The sequence below is a fragment of the Aquabacterium sp. genome, from assembly GCF_036279675.1.
In the GTDB taxonomy this organism is placed as follows: domain Bacteria; phylum Pseudomonadota; class Gammaproteobacteria; order Burkholderiales; family Burkholderiaceae_C; genus Aquabacterium.
Map to the genome: position 1 here is coordinate 1 of NZ_DASUIS010000078.1, position 20,683 is coordinate 20,683.

General features: G+C 64.8%; 3 protein-coding genes. All 3 read left to right on the top strand.

Annotation, left to right across the window (positions count from 1 at the left end):
- Nucleotides 1-16: 16 nt before the first annotated feature.
- The 3 genes from VFW93_RS09785 to VFW93_RS09795 are packed head-to-tail and all read left to right on the top strand — an operon-like array spanning nt 17 to nt 20,671.
- Entirely contained in the window at nt 17-18,790 is an 18,774-nt protein-coding gene (locus VFW93_RS09785; RefSeq protein ID WP_329693821.1) for a non-ribosomal peptide synthetase, read from the top strand.
- The gene (locus tag VFW93_RS09790; RefSeq protein ID WP_329693812.1) at nt 18,774-19,505 is read left to right on the top strand and encodes a TetR/AcrR family transcriptional regulator; all 732 of its coding nucleotides are present in this window, start codon (nt 18,774-18,776) and stop codon (nt 19,503-19,505) included. The genes VFW93_RS09785 and VFW93_RS09790 overlap by 17 nt, the downstream gene beginning before the upstream one ends.
- Before the next feature lie 5 nt (nt 19,506-19,510).
- Entirely contained in the window at nt 19,511-20,671 is a 1,161-nt protein-coding gene (locus VFW93_RS09795) for an ABC transporter permease (protein ID WP_329693813.1), read from the top strand.
- Nucleotides 20,672-20,683 lie beyond the last annotated feature (12 nt).

The following is a 20,683-nucleotide window of genomic DNA, read 5'->3' on the forward strand; positions in this document are numbered from 1 at the left end:
CGGTCGCATCGACTATCTGGGGCGGCAGGATCACCAGATCAAGGTGCGGGGCTTCCGCATCGAGCCAGGCGAAATCGAAGCCCGGTTGCTGGCTCAGCCTGGTGTGCAGGAGGCGGCCGTGCTGGCCGTCAAGGCTGGTAGTGATCAACGCCTGGTGGCCTATGTGGCCGGGCGCGACACAGCCTTGTTGCCCGAGGCCCTGCGAGGGGCGCTGCAGCGTGAGTTGCCGGATTACATGGTGCCCGCGCAGATTCTGGTGCTGGACGCCCTGCCCTTGAATGCCAGCGGCAAGGTTGATCGCAAGGCCTTGCCAGAAGCGCCTCCTGCCCATCTGGCGCCTGCTGTTGATGGGGCGTGGGCCGCACCGCAGGGCGCGGTTGAAGAAGCCTTGGCCGCGGTATGGTCCGAGCTGCTGAATGTGCCCTGCGTCAATCGGCAATCTAGCTTCTTTGATCTGGGTGGGCACTCGCTGCTGATCGTACAGATGGTGGAGCGGCTGCGCGCCCATGGGTACACGGTCTCGGTGCGGGACGTGTTGAACAGCGGCTCGCTGGCAGAACTCGCGTTGTCTGTGTCGGCCCACAGCAAGGCCGAATCCGCAGACAGCCATGAATGCAGCCGGGTACCTGCGGGTTGTACGCATGTCACGCCGGACATGGTGCCCCTGGCGGCGCTCACGCAGGGCGAGTTGGATGCGATCGTGTCAGGTGTGGCGGGCGGTGCCGCCAATGTGCAGGACATCTATCCGCTTGCGCCCTTGCAGGAAGGCTTGCTGTTCCATCGCCTGATGGGCCAGGGGCATCCCGACGAGGCCGCAGCGCAAGACGATGCCTATGTGCTGCCCATGATCTTCTCTGTGGCAACCAGGGCGCAACTGGATGCCTTCTTGCGCGCGCTTCAAGGCGTGATCGACCGCCACGACATCCTGCGCACCGCGTTTGTCTGGGAGGGCTTGGGCCGCCCGATGCAGGTGGTCTGGCGCCGGGCCAGCTTGCCTTTGGCCTTTGTTGGCAAGCTTGCGCACGACTATGCCTTGCCACCGGTCGAGGTGCTGAAACGGCATGTGCAAGGCCTTGGCCCCCTGCCGCTCGACCAGGCGCCCTTGGGGCGAGTCACCGTGTTGCAGCCCGACGCCACCGACGCGTTTGCGCCATGGTGTGTGGCCGTCGAGATGCATCACCTCGTGTGTGATCACGTGTCGCAGGACATCATCCTGGGCGAAATCAAAGCCATCCTGGAGGGGCATCTGGAGGCGCTGCCAGCGCCTGTTCCTTACCGAGGCTTCGTCAGGCACGCCTTGCAACAACGCGAGCAGGCCTCGGCACAGGAGTACTTCCGCAGCCGCCTGGGCGATGTCGACGAGCCGACCTTGCCTTTGGGCCTGGTCGATGTGCTGGGCGATGGGCGCGATGTGGCCGAGCACCGTGCTTCACTGTCGTCTGAACTGGCCTCGAGCGTGAGGCACTTTGCGCGAGAGCACGGCGTCAGTGTGGCGGCGGTCTTCCATGCCGCCTGGGCCTTGGTGGTGGGGCAGTGCAGCGGCCGAGACGACGTGGTGTTTGGCAGCGTGCTGTCTGGCCGACTTCAGGGTTCGGAAGGTACGCGGGGCGCAGACCGTGCGCTGGGCTTGTTCATCAACACCCTGCCGCTGCGCATGCGCTTGCACGAGCACGAGACAACGGTCGACCTGGTTCGCTGTGCACAACGCGAATTGATGGCGCTGGTGCAGCACGAACACGCGCCTCTGGCGGATGCCCAGCGCTGCAGTTCGCTTCCCTTTGGAACGCCCATGTTCAGCGCGGTGCTGAACTACCGTCACACGAGCAGTGCCATGCTGGCGCCGCAACTGGCTGGCGTCGAGTTGCTGTACAGCCAGGAACGCAGCAACTACCCCTTCGCGCTGTGCGTCGATGACCTCGGTGAGGGCTTCATGCTGAGCATGCAGACGGCCGCTTCCCCTGAACGCATCGTGGCTTATCTGCAGACGGCCTTGCGCTTGCTGGTGGCAGATCGACCGCTGACTGCGTTGTCGATCCTGCCGGAAGCAGAGTGGGCACAACTGCGTCGCTTCAACGACAGCCATGCAGAGTTGCCCTCTGTTGATGGGGTGCACAGGCTGTTTGAGGCGCAAGTCGCCAGAACGCCTGAGGGTGTGGCCCTTCAATTCGAAGGCACACAACTCACGTACGCGCAACTCGACGCACGCGCCGACTGGATGGCCAGGGTCCTGGTGGCGCAGGGCGTCAGGAAGGGACAGATTCTGGCCTTGTTGCTGGAGCGCGGCCCGGATGCCATTGTGGCCAAGCTGGCCGCCTTGAAGGCAGGAGCGGCTTATCTGGCCATTGACCCGCACTATCCGCCGGCGCGCATCCTGTACATGTTGGGTGATGCGCAGCCTGCCAAAGTGCTGAGCGAGCGGGCCCTGGCGCATCTGCTGGGAGCTGGCGCCGATGCGGATGCGCCGTGGCGTGATGGTGTCTTGTTGCTTGACGAGCGATTTGGGCCGCCCTCGGCCTCCGCTGCGCCAGACGAGGTTCTACACACCCAGATCGACCTGCCACTTTGTGGTGGAGACGACCTGGCCTACGTGGTCTACACATCGGGATCGACCGGGCAACCCAAGGGCGTGATGGTGACGCACGGTGGCTTGTGCAACCTGGCTGAGGTGCAGCGGCATGTGTTGCGTGCGGGCCCGGGTAGCCGTGTGCTGCAGTTCGCCTCCTATGGATTCGATGCCTGCGCATGGGAATGGCTCATGGCCCTGACCAGCGGGGCCACCTTGCATCTGGCTCGTCGCGATGACGTCATGCCTGGCGCGCCTTTGCAGCAGGTGCTGAAACGCGAAGGCATCACCCATGTGACGCTGCCACCCGTAGCGCTCGCAGCCTTGGATGACCAGGATGGCCTCGAACAACTGCGCACCCTGGTGGTAGCCGGAGAGGTGTGCCCTCCCCCACTGATGCGCCAATGGGCAAAGGGGCGGCGCTTTTTCAATGCTTATGGCCCCAGCGAAGCCAGTGTGTGCGCCACGATGCACGAATGCGCGGCCCTGGTGGGTGCTGACGGGCAAATGATGCCCGTGCCTGGGCAGGCTGATGATGGCTCGCAGGCCCTGGTGCCGATTGGTCGGCCTATTGCCAACACGCAGATCTGGGTACTGGATGCGGCCATGCGGCCCGCGCCCATTGGTGTGGCGGGCGAGATCTACATCGGCGGCGCCGGCCTGGCGCGCGGCTACCTGCATCGTGCGGCGCTGACCGACGAGCGCTTCGTTGCGGATCCTTTCCAGTCCGACCGCCAAGCGCGACTGTATCGATCGGGTGATCTGGGACGCTGGCGCCCTGACGGCGTGCTGGCCTACCTCGGCCGTGTGGATCAGCAGATCAAGCTGCGCGGCTATCGCATCGAATTGGGCGAAGTCGAAGCACAACTGGTCTCGTTCCCGGGCGTGCAGGACAGCGCCGTCGTGCTTGGCAAGGATCGCCTGGGTGAGTCTCAGTTGTGCGGCTTCGTCACCTTGCGTGCCGGCGTGACGGGCGTGGGCCAAACCCAGTTGCGCGCGTACCTGCAGCGCCTCTTGCCGGACTACATGGTGCCCGCGGCACTGCATATCCTGGGCGCTTTGCCTTTGAGCCCCAATGGCAAGATCGATCGCAAGGCGCTGGCAGCGCTGACCGTGACGTCCGATTCTGGCGAGGCACCCCGCCACGAGCCGCCAAGGCATGGCACCGAGGCTGCTCTGGCCGCCATCTGGGCCGAGGTGTTGGGTGTCGAGGCACCTTCTCGCGACGCGCACTTCTTCCACCTGGGTGGTCACTCCCTGCGTGCGGTTCAACTCGCTACCCGCATGCGTTCGCAACTGGGCAGGACCTTGCCTTTGCGAGACATCTTCGATGCGCCCGTTCTGTCGGACATGGCTGCGCGCCTGGATCAACTGGCCCTGCGCCACGAGGGCGGCATCCCTCAGGCGGACAGAAGCGGCGCCCTGGCCTTGTCCTGGGCCCAGCATCGCATGTGGTTCCTGGATCGCTTCCCTGGTGCCGCAGCCGCTTATGTCCTGCCGATGGCCTTGCATCTGCAGGGTGCCCTGGACTTGCCGGCCCTGGAGGCCAGCCTGCGGGAGTTGGTGCTCAGGCATGAAGCCTTGCGGACTCGTTTCCCCACCGTCAATGGCCAACCTTGTCAGGTGATCGACACCGTGGCGCCCTTGCGCCTGGAGGTTGAAGAGCTGGGCCCGGAGGTGACTGCCCTGCCTGACGCCGAACTGGCGCAAGCCTTGCTGCCCCTGACGGCGGACATGCAATCGCCCTTCGATCTGGCCTCGGGGCCTCTGTTGCGCGCACGTGTCCTGCGCCAACGCGCTGATGCCCACATCCTGCTGGTCACGCTGCATCACATCGTGGCGGATGGCTGGTCATTGGGCGTGCTCACGAGAGACCTGTGTGCGAGCTATGCGGCGCGGGTGCAGGACCCGAGTGTGCTGTCTGCCGCGACCGTGCTGCCCGCACTCACCGTTCAGTACGCCGACTTTGCCCAGTGGCAACGCGCCACGCTCACGGACGAGGCGCTGGCGCCTCAATTGGCGTACTGGCGCTCGACGCTGGCAGGCGCGCCTGACCTGCTCGACTTGCCGACAGACCGCCCAAGGACCTCGACAGCCAGCCATACCGGTGAGACCTGCGCGCTGACCATCAACGCCGCCACGACAGCTGGCCTGCGTGCCCTGGCACAGCACTGCGATGCGACCTTGTACATGGTCCTCCTGTCTGCCTGGGCGATGTTGCTGAGCCGGCTTGGTGGTCAGGATGAGGTGGTGATTGGCTCGCCCGTGGCCAACCGTCAGCACCCGGATCTGGAAGACATCGTTGGCTTCTTCGTGAACACGCTGGCCATGCGGGTCCGCCTTGAACCGGGCATGTCTGCCAAGGATGTGATCGCCCATGTGCGCGAGGTTTCGCTGGGCGCCTTTGCGCATCAGGACGCGCCATTCGAGCGCGTTGTGGACGCCGTGTCGCCCGTGCGCAGTCTCAGCCACAGCCCTGTTTTCCAGGCTACCTTGACCCTGCAAAACGCGCCAGCCGCTGAAGTGAGACTTCCCGGCATCACGCTCAGCCCCATGCGGGTTGACCGACTGGGCTCGCCGTTCGAGTTGAATCTGACCCTCAGCGAATCCGGCGACACGCTCGTTGGTGCCGTCGAGTACGCCAGCGACCTGTTCGAACGCCGCACCATTCAGCGGTGGATGGGCAGCTTCGAAGTGCTGCTGCAGGCTCTGTCGTCGCCAGAAAGCCATTCAGCTGCCGATGGCGCCCACACCACGTGGCGGCACCTGCCCTGGATTCCTCAGGCCCAGCTTCAACAGCTGGCCCGCTTCAACCCGACACCCGACGATCTGCCAGCCGTTTGCCTGGACATCCTGTTTGAACAGCAAGTGGACCGCGCACCGCATGCCACAGCGCTGGTCTTTGAAGGCCAGCACATCAGCTACGCAGAACTGGACGCCCGCGCCAACCACCTGGCGCATGGCTTGCACGATCTGGGCGTGGGCCGCAACGACATCGTGGCCATCCTCTGCGACCGAGGCCCCGATCTGATCGTATCGGTGCTGGGTGTTCTGAAGGCGGGCGCCGCTTACCTGCCGCTGGACCCGTCCTATCCGGTGGCCCGCCTGGCCTACATGGTGAACGACGCCGCCCCACGGTCCGTGGTGACGCAGGCTGGCCTGCTGAGCGTGCTCACACGCATTGCGCCACCCCAAGGTACACCGGTGCTGCTGGTGGACATGCCGGAGCAGACCAGCCATGTCAACCCGCTGCGCCTGTCCGGCCTGCCGCTGGACGACACGCCCCGCAGCACCGATGACCTCGCCTACCTCATCTACACCTCGGGCTCCACCGGTGAGCCCAAAGGTGTCATGGTGGCGCATCGCGGCCTGCACAACCTGGCCCAAGCCTCCACCGTGGCACTGGGCTTGAACAGGTCAAGCCGCGTGCTGCAATTTGCCTCGTTCAGCTTTGACGCCAGTGCGTGGGAGTGGATCATGGCGCTGACATCCGGCGCCAGCCTCCACCTGGCCAGCCGGGAAGCCTTGTTGCCAGGGCCGGCCCTGAGGTCCACCTTGGTCGAACACGGTATCACCCACGTGCTGCTGTCGCCATCAGCGCTGGCAGCCAGCCCTCTTGGGGATGCGGCCCATACGCTGGAGACGCTGATTGTGGGCGGCGAAGCCTGCCAGGAGGCCGTGGTGGCCCCCTATGCGATGCACTGCCGGGTGATCAATGCTTACGGCCCCACGGAGGCATCGGTGTGCGTCACGCTGCACCATCACATTCACAAGGCCCCCCCAACGGAAGGCGCAGGCGGATCGAACGCGGATCAATCCGGCTCCTTGCCGATCGGCAAGCCCCTGCCCAACACCGCCGTGCATATTCTGGACACCGAACTCCGGCCCGTGCCCATCGGCGTCACGGGTGAGCTCTACATCGGTGGCACCGGCCTGGCGCGAGGCTATCTGGGCCGACCCGACCTGAGCGCTGCACGCTTCATCCCGGATCCCGTCGCGGCCAACCAGCGCCTGTACAAGACCGGCGATCTGGGCCGCTGGCGCGAAGACGGCAGCATTGACTACAAGGGGCGCAATGACCACCAGGTCAAAGTGCGCGGCTTCCGCATCGAGCTGGGCGAGATCGAGGCCAGGCTGATGGCCTGCGCTGGCGTCAGGCAGGCCGTGGTGCTGGCCCGTCAGGATGCGGGTTCGCCTGCCCGACTGGTGGCATACGTCGCCACCGCTTCAGGTGAGGACCAGGCTACGCCATCTGCATCGATGCTGCGTGCCGCCCTCAAGGCCGACTTGCCGGATTACATGGTGCCAGGTGCCATCGTCGTGATGGCGGAGCTGCCTCAGACACCCAATGGCAAGGTCGATCGGGATGCCCTGCCGGAACCGGAAGGCCACACAGGCCTGGACACGGTGACCGCGCCATTCGATGCGCCTCGCACCCCTGCCGAACTGGCCCTGGCAGACATCTGGGCTGAGCTGCTGGGCATCTCCCGCATCAGCCGTCAGGACAGCTTCTTTGACCTGGGTGGGCACTCCCTGCTGATCATGCAGATGATCGATCGCTTGAGCGAGCGAGGCATGACCTTGGGTGTGAGTGCCGTGTTCCGCTCTGCCGTGCTGGCAGATCTGGCGCTGGCCATCGAACAACAGGCCGATCAACATACCGATCGCCGTGAAGGCGACCATGTGCGCGGGGCAACTGGCGCGATACCCGTGGGCACGACGCACATCACGCCCGACATGTTGCCGCTGCTGACCCTGACCCAGGCGCAGATCGACCGGCTCGCTGGCGAGGTAACTGGTGGGGCCGCCAACATTCAGGACATCTACCCGCTCACGCCTTTGCAGGAAGGCATCCTGTTTCACCACGAGCTCAGCGTACACGGCGGTGATGCCTATGTGTTGCCGGTCGCCTTGCGCATGAAAGATGACGCCACGCGTGACCGCTTCCTGCGCGCTCTGCAGGCCGTGGTGGACCGCCACGACGCGCTGCGCACCGCCATGGCGTGGCACGACTTGCCTCAGCCCGTGCAGATCGTCTGGCGCCAGGCGCCCTTGACGGTTGACACGCTCACCCTGAGTGACCCGACCGAGTGTGGGTACAGCGAGGAGGCGCAACTCAGGGCCTTGATGGCGCCCGAGCATCTGAACATGAGCCTGCAAACGGCCCCCTTGCTGCGCGTGCAACTGGTTCGGCGTGCCGGCGCTGGCGCGGCAGATGGCACGCCCTATGTCTTGCTGCAACTGCATCACATCGTGTGCGACCACATCTCGCTGGAGCTGGTGCTGGCCGAGGTGGCCGCGCTGATGCAAGGTGCGGCCGGCACACTGGCGCCACCGGTGCCATACCGGGACTTCGTCGCCTACACGCTGGCCAACAGCCACGAAAAGGAGGCTGAAGCCTTCTTCAAAGCCCGGTTCAGCGATGTGGATGACTGCACCGCCCCATTTGGCTTGATGGATGTCCACGGTGACGGCGGCCAGTTCGACGAATCCCAATGTGCCCTTGACGCAAGCTTGTCTCGGCAGATTCGGGCACAGGCCCAGAAACACGGTGTCAGCCCGGCTGCTGTCTTCCATCTGGCATGGGCCCTGGTGCTGGCGCGCTGCAGTGGCCGCAGCGATGTGGTCTTCGGCACCGTGATGTCCGGGCGTTTGCATGCCACGCAGGGCATCAAGGGCATGCAGCAAATCCTGGGCATGTTTGTCAACACCCTGCCGGTGCGGGTTCGGATGGACGCAGAGGATGTCGATTCAGGCAGCCTGCCACAGGCGCTGGTGCGCATGCACCAGGAACTGCTGGATCTTGTCGAATTTGAACAAACACCGCTGACCCAGGCGCAGCGTTGCAGCGGCGTACCCGCCGGTGCACCACTGTTCACCGCCATGCTGAATTATCGCCACAGCGCCTTGCCAAACGAGGGCGAGGCTGGCGGCATGTCGTGGCACGGCATCGAGCTGGTGGCCAGCCAGGAGCGCAGCAACTTCCCTGTCTCACTGTCGGTGGACGACACGGGGCAAGGCTTCATGCTGTCTGCCGAGGTGGCCCATCCACACAGCGCCAGGCGTCTCAACGCCTATATGCTGGCCGCCGTGGCATCCCTGGTGCAGTCCCTGGAGGCCCATTCGAAGAAGGACAATGCCAAGGCAGGTCCAAGCCTGGCTGAGCTGAACATCCTGCCAGACGATGAACGCAGCCTGCTCTTGCATGAGTTCAGCCAGTTCAATGCCAACGCCGCGATCGGTCAGGATGGGCTCGTGCTGGTCCACGAACAGATCGCCGCACACGCGCTACGTCGGCCGCATGCCGTGGCGCTGGCCTTCCAGGATCAACAGATCAGCTATCGGGAACTTGATGAGCGCGTCGCCCGGTTGGCCGCCCTGCTTCGTCAGCGCGGTGTGGCGCCAGATCAGCTGGTGGCTGTGTGCCTGCCGCGCGGCCTTGATCAGGTGATCACGCTGCTGGCTGTGCTCAGGGCGGGCGGCGCATTCCTGCCTCTGGATCCCACCTATCCTGTTGACCGCTTGAGCCAGATGCTGACCCAGGCCTACCCTGGTCAGATCGTCACCAACACGGATGTGATGGCCAGCACGGCTGAGCTCTTCACAGGGCACACAAGCGTCACCGAAGAGCGTGGCACCCCATCGTGGCAGATCTTGCTGTGGGACGCCTTGCCCGACGATCAGCCTGGCACCCGGCCGGAGCCGCTTGTGATGCCGACCTGCGGGCCTTCCAACCTCGCCTACGTCATCTTCACCTCCGGCTCCACAGGGGTACCCAAGGGCGTGATGATCGAGCACCGCAACCTGGCCGCCTACGTGCGCGCCGCAGCAGCTCGATATGGCTTGCATGAAGACGACCGCGTGCTGCAGTTCTCTTCCGTCAGCTTTGATGCCGCGGTGGAGGAGATCTTCGTCCCACTGAGCCTGGGCGCAACCGTGGTCTTGCGAGACGAGGAGATGTTGGCCTCACCGCGTCACTTCATGGCGGCGTGCGCGCGCCTGCGCATCACCGTGCTGGGTTTGCCCACGGCCTATTGGCGCGTGTTGGCCAGCGCGACCGACGAGGAACTGGATTTGCACGCGCACCCCGTGCCGCCATGGCGCCTGCTGGTGATTGGCGGCGAAGCGGCGTCTGCCCATGCCCTGCAACGCTGGCAAGACCGCTTTGCCTCACACGCTCGCCTGTTCAACAGCTATGGCCCCACAGAAACCACCGTGGTAGCGACCGTGGCGGAGGTGCCGGCACGCCTTGGTGACACGGCTTCCGGCACGGTGTCGGTCAGCATTGGCACGCCCCTGTCAGGGACGCATGTCCTCATCCTGGGGCCAGATATGAGGCCCGCGCCCATGGGTGCCCAAGGTGAGATCTACATTGGTGGCGCCCAGGTCGGCCGCGGTTACCTGAATCAGACCGAACTCACGGCAGACCGCTTCGTGGCCGACCCTTTCCATGTCGGCGAGCGCCTCTATCGCACAGGGGACATCGGCCGCTGGCTGCCCGATGGGCAACTGCAACACCTCGGGCGCAACGACGATCAGGTCAAGCTCAGGGGATTCCGCGTTGAACTCGGTGAGGTTGAATCGCGCATGGCCCAACTCCAGGGCGTGCGGGACGTTGCCGTGGTGATGCGTGCCGACGCACGTGGCGAAGGCCTTCTTGTGGCCTACGTGGTGTTGCATGAAGAAGCGCCTGCACCAGATCTGCTTGACGCTCTGCGCGCTGAACTGTCCGCCAGATTGCCGGACTACATGGTGCCCAAGGCCATCGTCGCCCTGCCCGCCCTGCCTTTGTCGCCCAATGGCAAGGTCCATCGTCGGGCACTGCCCGCGCCGGACCAGGACGCCTTTGCCCACGCCGCGTATGAAGCGCCCATCACGGCTCGGGAGTTGAGCCTGGCCGAGATCTGGTCCGCGCTGCTGAACAGGGCCCGCATTGGCCGTCAGGATCACTTCTTCGAACTGGGCGGGCACTCACTGCTGGTCATGCAGATGATCGAGCGCTTGCGCCAAGCGGGCTGGCACGTGCCCTTGCGACGCGTGTTTGACAGCCCCAGGCTGTGCGATCTGGCGGCCCACCTGCAGGAGCAGGCCAGCCAGTCCGCCTTCACACCGCCACCTTGCCGCATCCCGGCCGACGCCACAGAGATCATGCCGGAGATGCTGGATCTCGTCGCGCTGACACCGGCGCAGATCGAGCGCATCGCGCTGACGGTGCCAGGTGGCGCCGGCCACATTCAGGACATCTACCCACTGGCCCCCCTGCAGGAAGGCATCTACTTCCACCACCTCTACGCCGGTGACAGTGGCGACGGCTACATCCTGCCGACGGTCCTGCGCCTTGACACCCCTTCGCGCGTGGATGAGTTGCTGGCAGCCATGCACAAGCTCATCCAGCGGCACGACATCCTGCGCACGGCGGTTGTGCAGGAAGGCTCAGACAGCGCCCGCGCCGTGCAGGTCGTGTGGCGGCAGGCCAGCCTGCCCGTTCAACACCTTGGTGTGGCGCTCAGCTCCGATAAGGCCTTGCGTCGGGTTCATGACCTGATCGACGCGCCCTTGCACATGGACATGCAGCAGGCGCCGCTCTTGCGCGTGGCCGTGTCGCCCACGGAGGAAGGGCACTGCTTCATGGCCATCCTGGTGCACCACCTCGTCAGCGACCACGTCTCGCAGGCCATCATGCTGGAGGAGTTGCAGGCCCTGATTGGCGGGCTCGAAGCCCAACTGCCCGCACCCGTTCCCTATCGGCACTTTGTGGCTCATGCCTTGAGCCAGCAGCGCGATCATGACGCCCGGGCCTTCTTTACCGGGCGCTTGAGCGATGTGGACGACACCACGGCGCCATTTGGCCTCCAGGACGTGCGCGGCGACATGGGCCACCCGCTCGAACATCGCGACACGCTCACGGCCACACTGGCGCTTCGGCTGAGAACGCAAGGTCGCAGGCTGGGTGTCAGCCCTGCGGCGCTGGTACACGCCGCGTGGAGCCTGGTGGTGTCTCGCGCCACAGGCCAGCACGACGTGGTGCTCGGCAGCATCGTCTCAGGGCGCATGCAAGGTCTGGCGGGCGCGGATCGCGTGATCGGCATGTTCATCAACACCCTGCCGGTACGCATCCGACTCCAGGGCCTGGGTGCCGAGCAACTCGTGCGGCACGTTCAGGCAGAACTCATGGCCTTGCTGCCCCATGAACAGACCCCCTTGACACTGGCTCAAGGCTGCAGCGGCGTGCCAGGTGGCCTGCCCCTGTTCACCTCGGTATTGAACTACCGACACAGCGCCTCGCCAGATGGCTCGCCAGCCTGGCCAGGCATCGAGCTGCTCACCAGCCGCGAGCGCACCAACTTCCCGCTTGCCTTGTCGGTAGATGACCTGGGCGCTGGCTTTGCGCTCACGGCTCAAACCATGCACGGACCCATGGATGAGCCGACCGTGGCACCCGAACGCGTGGTCGCCTACATGGCGCAGGCGCTTGAATCGCTGGTGCGGGCCCTGGAACAGGCGCCAGACCGTCTGGCCGAAACCTTGCCGGTTCTGCCGCCTGCCGAGCGCCAGGCACTGACCGCGCCGCCCGCAACGCAGCCGGACAGCCCTCGCCACCGCATGAGCATCGTGGCGCTGTTCAAGGCGCAGTGCACCGCCCATCCCGACGGCCTGGCCATCGTCCACCACTCGGATACCTGCACGTACGCCGAGCTGGATCGAAGGTCCAGCCAGCTCGCACGACACCTGCAGGCACTTGGCCTGGAGAAGGGCCAAGCCGTGGCCATCATCATGGCGCGCAGCATCCAGATGGTGGCCGGTGAACTGGCCGTTCTGAAGGCCGGTGGCTGGTATGTGCCCATTGATGCCGATGCACCGGCCGAACGTCAGGCCTTCATCCTGCAGGACTGTGGTGCGCGCATCGTCATCGTCGACAAGCAGGTGACATTGGGCACCGATGCCGGCGCACTGACCATCGTCGATGCCCAGCGGGATGCGGCCGCCATCCTGTCTCACATCGACGACGATATGGAGATCCCATCGTCGGCAGACGACATCGCCTATGCGATGTACACATCAGGCTCCACAGGCCGGCCCAAGGGTGTGATCGTGCCCCACCGAGGCGTGACTCGTGTGGCAGTTGACAATGGCTATGCCGAGATCGATGCCTGTGATGTCGTCGCCCATTGCAGCAACCCCGCCTTCGATGCCTCCACGTTCGAAATCTGGGGCGCCTTGCTCAATGGTGCCTGTCTGGCCGTCGTGGACAGTGACACCGTGCTGCAACCGGACGCGTTCGCGCGAACCTTGACGGCGCACCGTGTGAGCGTCATGTTCATGACCACGGCCTTGTTCTGCCTGTACGCTGACGCGTTGAGCGCGGTGTTCAAGAACCTGCGCCATCTGTTGTTTGGTGGTGAGTCACTCGATCCCGGCGCGGCACGTCGTGTCCTGAGGCACAGCGCGCCCACGCACCTGCTGCACGTCTATGGCCCGACGGAGACCACCACGTTCGCGACGGCCTACGAGATCAAAGCGATCGATGAACAGGCCCGCAGCATTCCCATTGGTCACGCCATCGCCGCCACGCAGGTCTACGTGCTGGATGGCGCCATGCAGCTGGCGCCAACAGGCGTCACGGGCGAAATCTACATCGGCGGCGCAGGGGTAGCCCTGGGCTACCTGAATCAGCCTGAGCTGACGCAAGCCAGCTTCGTGGCCGATCCGTTCAAGGCTCATGGCGCCGGCATGCTGTATCGCACGGGCGACCTTGGTTGCTGGCGTGCACCTGGCGTGCTGGAATACGTCGGCCGCAATGACCAGCAGATCAAGATTCGCGGGTTCCGGATCGAGCCCGGCGAGATCGAAGCGCAGCTGGCCGGACTGGACGAGGTCAAGGATGCCGTGGTGCTGGCGCGCGAAGATCATCCGGGAGACAAGCGCCTGGTCGCCTACATCACGAGCACCGTGGAAGGCCTCACCCTGGACACGGCCGCCTTGCGCGACACGCTGGCGGGCATCCTGCCGGACTACATGATCCCCAGTGCGCTCGTGCAACTGCCCGCCCTGCCACTCACGCCCAACGGCAAGGTAGACCGCAAGGCCTTGCCCGCCCCGCATTGGCCGGATGAGGCCGGTGCAACCCATGAAGCGCCACGGCCAGGGCTGGAACAAAGCCTGGCCGCCATCTGGTCGGCACTGCTGCATCACACCGTGAGCAGGCGAGATGCCCACTTCTTCCACATCGGCGGGCACTCTCTGCTGGCGGTGCAACTGGTGTCGCGCATTCGCGAGCAGTTGCACCTCTCCATGACGCTCAAGCAGGTGTTCGATGCCCCGGTGCTGTCTGCGCAGGCGGCCTTGCTGGGCACGCTCACCCCTGTGGCCTTGCCGCCAGATGCGAGCGCCTGTCCGTTAACACAGCAGCTTGCAAGGCCAGCCAAGGCCTCCCGCGAAGGGCTCGTTCCGCTTTCGCTGGCACAACAGCGTCTCTGGTTTCTTGATCAAATGGGGGACGCAGCGGAGGCTTATGTGATCCCGCTGGCGCTCAAGCTGGATGGCGCACTGGACATCGACGCCTTGCGTTCGGCCTTTGATGCCGTGATCGAACGACACGAGATCCTTCGTACCAGCTTCCCCCATGTCGATGGCGTGCCCAGCCAGCACGTGCACCCGGCCTCGGGTTTCGAGTTGCTGGTCATCGATCAGGAGTCGGACCTGGCAGGCGATCAGCCAGCAGATGTGACGCAGCAATGCCGCACCCTGCTGACGGCGCCCTTTGACCTCGCTCGTGGCCCGCTGCTACGCGGCATGCTGATCAGGCAGGCCCCGCAGGTGCACGAACTGTTCATGGCCATGCACCACATCGTCTCCGATGGCTGGTCCATGAACGTGCTGGTGCAGGAGGTCGTCGCACTCTATGCTGCCTTCAGCGAGGGGCATGCCTCGCCGCTGCCGCCATTGCCCATCCAGTATGCCGACTACGCCATCTGGCAACGCCAGGCCTTGAAGGGCGCACATCTGGCCAATCAGGCGGCCTATTGGCAGGGCGTACTGCGCCATGCCCCGGCCTTGCTGACTCTGCCTCTGGATCACCCCCGCCCACTGGTGCAGACCGGTTCGGGCGCACGCGTGGCTGTGGCGCTGGATCACGAGCTGACGGCAGCCTTGCGTGATTGTGCCGATCGACACGGCGTCACGCTGCACATGTTGCTGTTGAGCGCATGGGCCATCTTGCTGAGCCGTTTGAGCGGTCAGGATGAGGCGGTGATCGGCACGCCCGTGGCCAACCGGCCTCACACCGAGCTGGAAGGCTTGATCGGCTTCTTCGTCAACACGCTGCCTCTGCGCGTTCATGTCGATGCGGATGCTTCTGTGCAAGCCATGCTCGAGGCCGTGCGCGCCAACACGCTGGCGGCCTACGCGCATCAGGATCTGCCGTTTGACCAGATCGTCGAGGCGGTTGCGCCACCGCGCAGCCTGAGTCATGCGCCGGTTTTCCAGGTGCTGTTCAGTCTGAACAATGCGCCGGCCGATGGCGCCAGTCTGCCTGGCTTGCAGGTCAGTGCGCTGGACATCCCCGCTCAAAGCACGCAGTTCGATCTGGCTCTGGCCTTGCAGGAAAGCAAATCGGCCATCCTGGGTGCCGTCGACTATGCCGTGGACCTGTTCGATCAGGCTACGGTCGAACGCTGGATGAGCCATTGGACCGTCCTGTTGCAAGGCCTGGCAGACGCGAGCGCACAAACGCCTGTGTCGGCCCTGCCCTGGATGCTGGCCGCGGATCGCCATCAGGTTCTGCACGCTTTCAACCAGACGCAACTGGACGAGTTGCATGGCGGCTCATGCGACGAACTGGCCCACGAACTGTTCGAGGAGCAGGTGCGGTTGCGGCCTGAGGCGATTGCGCTGCGCTTTGATGGCCTCAGCATCACTTACGCCGAGCTGGACGCCAGAGCCCGGCAAGTGGCCGGGATGCTGCAAGCGCAAGGCATCGGGCCAGACCAGATCGTTGGCGTGCTGCTGGATCGCGGCATCGACATGGTGGTCGCGGTACTGGCTTGCCTCAAAGCCGGTGGAGCCTATCTGCCCCTGGATCCCGGCTATCCGGAAGCACGCTTGCGTTACATGGTGACGGACGCCAGGCCCGGTGTGATCCTGACGGATGCACGGCTCCAGCAACTGGGGCGGGAGATTGGTGGCACCAGCGCTGTGTTGGACATCGCGTCCATCGATTCATCCCACACCTGGGCGCGCCCCACCGACTTGAACCCAGGGCATCTGGCCTATGTCATCTACACATCCGGCTCGACCGGCGAACCCAAGGGCGTGATGCTCACGCACGGCGGGCTCGTGAACCTGGCGCACTGGCAACAGCCAACGTTTGGCGCGGGGCCTGGCAGCCAGGTGCTGCAGTTCTCATCCTTCAGTTTCGACGCCTGCACCTGGGAATGGAGCATGGCGCTCTGTCATGGCGCGACCCTGTGCATGGCCCACCGATCGGATCTGATGCCGGGGCCTGCGCTGTGGCGCACCCTGCATCAACTGCGCATCACCCATGCCACGCTGCCACCAGTCGCCTTGAGCGCCATGTCCGGCATGCTGGGCGACGCGTCCTTGCCGGATCTGCACACCCTGGTGGTGGCAGGAGAAGCCTGTTCCGTGCAACTGGTTGCGCAATGGGCCAAGGGGCGCAAGTTCTTCAACGCATACGGCCCGACAGAAATCACCGTGTGCGCCACGGCGCATCTGTGTGACCCCGGCCAGGCCAGTGCGCCTCCTATCGGGCGACCCATGGCGAACGCACGTGTCTATGTGCTGGACGCGCATGGCCACCCCACGCCGACTGGTGTGCCCGGTGAAATCTACATCGGTGGCGCCGGTGTGGCCCGGGGCTACCTCAACAAGGCGGACTTGAGTGCCAGTCGTTTCCTGGCCGATCCGTTCTGCGCTGGAGATGCGGGTGCACGCATGTACCGAACGGGCGACCTCGGCCGCTGGCAGGCGGATGGCACGCTGGTCTTCCTGGGCCGATGCGACCATCAGGTCAAGGTGCATGGTCTGCGCATCGAACTGGGCGAAATCGAGTCCATGCTGCTGTCGCAGCACCAGGTACGAGACGCCGTGGTCTTGACGCAAGGCGCAGCCGGTGAAGAGCAGAGCCTGACGGCCTACCTGGCGCTACATGCGCCTGATCTGGATGCCCCTGGGCAACAGGCCTTGATCGAAGACTGCCGGATGCGGCTGCGCGCCCGCTTGCCGGCCTACATGGTGCCGGGTGCATTCGTGGTGTTGCCCCAGTTGCCGCTGACGCCCAATGGCAAGGTGGATCGCCAGGCCCTGGCCGAGCAAGGCAAGGCCATCGCACCTGCCCGGCAGCACGAATACGCGGCGCCGGTGGGCGACCTCGAACGCGCGCTGTGTGCCCTGTGGCAAGAGGTGCTGAATGCGCCAGCCCCCGTCGGGCGGCATGACAACTTCTTTGACATGGGCGGGCACTCCCTGGCTGCCGCCAGGTTGATGAGCCGCGTGCAGGCGTTGGGCCTGGCCCTGCCTTTGTCCACCATCTTTGCCCATCCCACGCCTGCCGCCCTGGCCGAGGCGGCACTTTCCGGGCAGCGTGTTCGTTCGGGCGACGAAGCGCAGGCTCGCCTGTCCGTCTTGCGCAGACAAGGTGAGCAGGCCCCACTGTTTATCGTCCACGACATCAGCGGGACCGCGCTCCCCTATGTGGCCCTGAGCTCGGCGCTGGACGTGGACCGCCCGATCTACGGCCTCTTGCCGCCGGCCACATTGATGCAAGGTTCGGCCATCAGCGTGACGGAACTGGCCGGGTATCACGTCGACACCATCCGGGAGAAGCAGGCGCAAGGTCCCTATTACCTGGCCGGCTGGTCCGCAGGCGGCGTGCTGGCCCATGCCATGGCGGCCCATCTGGTGCGATCTGGCCAGGATGTGGCCTTCCTGGGGCTGATCGATGCACCCTACCCTGGCGAGGCCGGCTGGCAAGCAGACAGCGAAAGCCCCTCTCAGGCAGACCATGGGCTGCCATCCGACCTGCGCATCGATGACGTCCAGGCCCTGCTCAAGCCAGCCCAGGCCTTGATCGCCGCGGTGGAGGCCCATGTCCCTGAGCCGGTGCCTCTGGCCTTCCACTACTTCGCGGCGTCCCATACGGTCGACACCGAGCCCTGCCATCTCCGAGGCTGGCAGCGGCTGGCCGATCAGAAGGTGCAGGTTCACAACGTGAACGGCGACCACTGGTCGATCATGCGCAGCCAGGCGCTACCCGAACTGGCCGTGGCCATGAGCCTGGCCATCCGTCAGGCCTTGAGCGCGTCATCGGTGTCACCGGCACCCTCCGCTCAGGAGGTGTCTTCTCTGGTGGTCATTCAAGCGGGCCAGGCCGGCGTGACACCGGTGGTTTGTGTGCCTGGTGCCGGCGCGAACGTCACCTGCTTCGTCCCCCTCGCGCTGGCGCTGGGGGCCCATGTGCCGGTGTATGGTCTTCAACCCAGGGGGCTGGACGGCGTGCTCGCGCCTCACCCTTCCGTCGAGGCGGCGGCAGCCTCACATGTCCGGGCACTAAGCGCCCTGTGCGAACAAGGGCCATTCAAGCTGCTTGGGCACTCCTTCGGTGGCTGGATCGCTTTCGAGATGGCGCGCCAGCTACAGGCCCGCAAGGCGCCCGTGTCGGAGCTCATCCTGCTGGACAGCACTGCGCCATCGGCACGGGGCCCCCGGCACCGCCACATGGACCGCGTCGGGGCGCTGAGCGAACTGGCCGATCTGCTGGCACAACAAGCCGAGCGCCCCTTGAACCTGCCCGCTGCGGCCCTGCCCCACATGACCGAGGACGATCAGATGAGGCACTTGCACCAGGCCATGGCGGAGGTCGGGCTCATCAGTCTGAACACGCCGGTGCAGAACATCGCGGGGCTGTTCCGGGTTTTCGCCGAGAACCTCAACACGGCCTATCAACCTGCTTCAGGCGTGGACGTGCCCGTCCTGGTCGCTCGGGCTCACGAAAAAGGATCTTCTGATGCCCACCCGCGTGACGCCTCGGCGTGGCGCGAATGGGCTCCGATAAGATCCGCTCTGGAGGTACCTGGTAACCACATGACCTTGCTTGCGCGGCCGCACATCGATGTGGTCGCCCGGGCCTTGGGTCATGGCACGCCGGGTTGCATGCCACCGCCGTCACATCAAGCAGCCGAGGTTTCCCCCCATGAAGCATCCGAATGAACACCCTGTTGTCGCCCGTAACTGGCGGGGGGAGTCACCGGAAGAGCGCCGCCTCCAGAGGCGGGAGCGCCTGATGGAGGCCAGCCTTGAAGCGTTCAGCCAGCATGGCATCGAGAAGACGACCATGCGTGACATCTGTGCGCAAGCACGCCTGACGGAGCGCTACTTCTACGAGTCGTTCCGCAACACCGAAGATGCCTTTGACGCCGTCTATGCCATGCTCAAGCAGGAGCTGGTCGAGCGCGTCAGCACGGCGCTGGCCCGGGCGCCCTTGAACATTCCCCAGTTGGCCAGAGACGGTCTGGCCGCGTTTTACAACTTCATCAAGGAAGACCCGCGGCGCGCACAGATCATGCTGATCGACGCCTTCTATGCCAACAGAAAGACGCTCGACAAGTCCAGGGACGCCGTCAAGGAGTACGTCGTCATCATCGACCAGTTGTCCCGGAGGTTGTACCCCAACATGCCGGCCAATTTCGATATCGAGATGGTGGCCTGGGGCCTGATCGGCATGTGCATCCAGGTGGGCACGATGTGGGCGGCCTCCGGCTTCAAGCAGCCGCTCGACAAGATTCTGGATTACAACCTGTACGCGTGGCGTGGTCTGGAGAGCTGGATCGACGGCCCGCCGCCCAATGGCAAGGTTGCCAGCTTGAAGGCGCCCGCCAAGACCGCCTCGGCCAACCGCAGCAGGCGCAAGCCCAGCGTCACCTGAATCTCATGTTCGTGCTGCGCCTGCTTTTCCGCAATGCATTTCGCCACCCGCTGCGCACGTCCCTGACGATGGTGGGCGTGGTGGTCGCCATCGTGGCCTATGGCCTGATGGATACCGTCATCGAGACCTGGTATGCCGGCGCCAATGCAGCGTCCAACACACGCCTGATCACCCGTTCGGCCATCTCCATGGCCCACCCCCTGCCTATCAGCCATGCGGGCCAGATTCGCACGGTTGAAGGCGTGAGCAGCCTCACCTGGGTGACCTGGTTTGGCGGTGTCTACAAGGACAAGCGCGACCCGTTTGCCAAGTTCGCCATCGATGCCGACTCCTACTTCGACCTGTTCCCGGAATACAAACTCGGTCAGGCCGACATCAAGGCGTTTCAAAACGACCGGCAAGGCGCCATCATCGGGCCCAGGCTGGCCAGGTCCTTCGGCTTGAAGGTCGGTGATGTCATCCCCATCCGTGGTGACATCTACCCTGGCAACTGGACCTTCACCGTGCGAGGCATCTACGCCACCGCCGACAGCAAGACCGATGACACCTTGATGCTGGTGCACTGGAAGCTGCTGTCGGAAGAATTGAGAAAGCGCTTCGGCAACGACTTGGCCGAACAAGCTGGCGTCTACGTGGTCGGGATTCGCCAGGCGGGCGACGCCGCGGTGGTGTCCCGGCGCATTGACGCACTGTTTCGCGACTCACATGCCCAGACACGGACCGAAACTGAAAAGAGCTACCAACTGTCCATCGTGGCCATGAGCAACAAGGTGCTCTACGCCATCCGTCTGGTCAGCCTGGGACTCATCCTCATCGTGGTGGCCGTGCTGGCCAACACCATGATGCTGTCCAGCGAGGAGCGCCGCAACGAGTACGCCACGCTCAAGGCGCTGGGTTTCCCGCCATCGTTCATCGCCTGGCTGCTGCTGGGCGAGAGCCTGACCATCTCCGTGCTCGGCGGCGCCGTGGGCATGGGCTTGACTTACCCTGCCTCTGCGGGATTCGTGTCGTCCGTGGGCAGCCTGGTCAACGGCTTCAACATCTCCATGGGCACTTTGGGCTCCCAGATCAGCATCATCGTGCTGATTGCGCTGGCGGCCACCGTCTGGCCAGCCTGGAAGATGTCCAGGCTCCTGATTGCCCCCAGCCTCCAGAAAGCCTGCTGATACACCCCCAGG

Coding starts and splice junctions, on each gene's coding strand:
- VFW93_RS09790 (WP_329693812.1), top strand. CDS start 18,774: ATGAAGCATCCGAATGAACACCCTGTTGTCGCCCGTAACTGGCGGGGG.
- VFW93_RS09795 (WP_329693813.1), top strand. CDS start 19,511: ATGTTCGTGCTGCGCCTGCTTTTCCGCAATGCATTTCGCCACCCGCTG.